This window comes from Noviherbaspirillum album (assembly GCF_035916955.1).
GTDB classification, from domain to species: Bacteria; Pseudomonadota; Gammaproteobacteria; order Burkholderiales; family Burkholderiaceae_D; genus Noviherbaspirillum; species Noviherbaspirillum album.
The window spans coordinates 1-1246 of the sequence record NZ_JAWIIV010000113.1 but is presented as its reverse complement, the minus strand read 5'-3'; the positions used below and the strand labels follow the sequence as shown (position 1 = coordinate 1246).

Below are 1246 nucleotides of genomic sequence, written 5' to 3'. Positions count from 1 at the left end.
TTTACCTGCGCCAGCGGCACAAACGACTCCGGCTGATACAGGTACGTTCTCGCATGACTGCCGCGCACTTCCTCCAGCAGCCGATTCCCATCCCACACGAAATGCGTGATACCAAACGCATCCTTCTTGTACAGCCGCCGCCCGAACGGATCGTAGCCGTACGTCACCGTCTGTGTCGTCGGGTTCTCTGTGTGCGCCTGCCGCGTTGTGGCGGCTTTGATTAACTGGTGCTCGCCGTTCCACTGCAGCGCGATCTCGGTATGCCGGCCGATCTTTTTGCTGGTCAGGTCGCCATGCACATCGTAGGCATAGCGCTTGTCCTCGAACACCGTGACCCGGTTGTGCTCGATGCGCCCGCCTTGTTCCTGCACATCGGCATCGATCAGGTTGTTCGCCGGATCGAAGGCAAAGCGCTCCTGCAGGTCGGGGTGAATCGCCGACAGGATGCGGCCCAATGGATCGTAGTGGTATGCGGTGCGACCTCGCCGGTCGTCGTCGATGGCAATCAGCTCGCCGGCCCGGTCGTAGTCGTAGCGCCTTGCAATGAGATGGTCCTCCGTCTCCCATGCCTGGCGCTGCTGCGCGGGACCGCCGCCAACCCGCTGCCCGGTCAGCCGGCCCAGCCTGTCGTACTGGAACAGGCTGTTCAGCGCCCCCTGGGTGCGGCCGACTTCCCGGTGCAAGGCATCGCGCTCGATGTCGCAGATGACTTCTCCGTCCAGGTTGACCTGGTGCAGGTGGCCCGAGCCGTAGAACAGGTGGTTGAGCTTGCGGCCGTCGGGCAATACCGTCTGGATGCGGTTGCCCAGGACATCGTAGGCATGTGCGATGCGGCTGGCATGGTGGCGGCCGGTGGTGGTCTCGGAGATCAGCTGGCCGATGGCATCGTACTGCAGCTCGACTTCGGTCTGCGCATTGCGTGCCTGCACCAGGCGGCCGAGCTTGTCGTAGCGGTATTGCGTACGCAGCTGCTCGGCCATCGCCGGGCCGGTGATGCGCGAGACCAGCTTTTCTACCAGCCTGCCGGCAGCATCGCGCTGGTAGTGGGTGTCGATGCGGGCATCGGGATGACGGTGCATCCCCTTGCCAGTCGGGCTGCCGTGTTCTTCCCTGGCCATGGGCAAGCCGGCGGCGTCATAGCGGTAGCGCGTCAGGCGGCCGTCGAAGCCGATCTCTTCGTGCAGGCGGTCGAGCGCATCGTAGCTGAACGCATATGCTGCTCCATTCTCGTTGATCAGCTCTGCCA

General features: G+C 63.7%; 1 pseudogene. It reads right to left on the bottom strand.

From position 1 onward, the window contains the following. Positions 1-1246: pseudogene (locus tag RY831_RS32935) on the bottom strand (hypothetical protein); the annotation flags it as partial.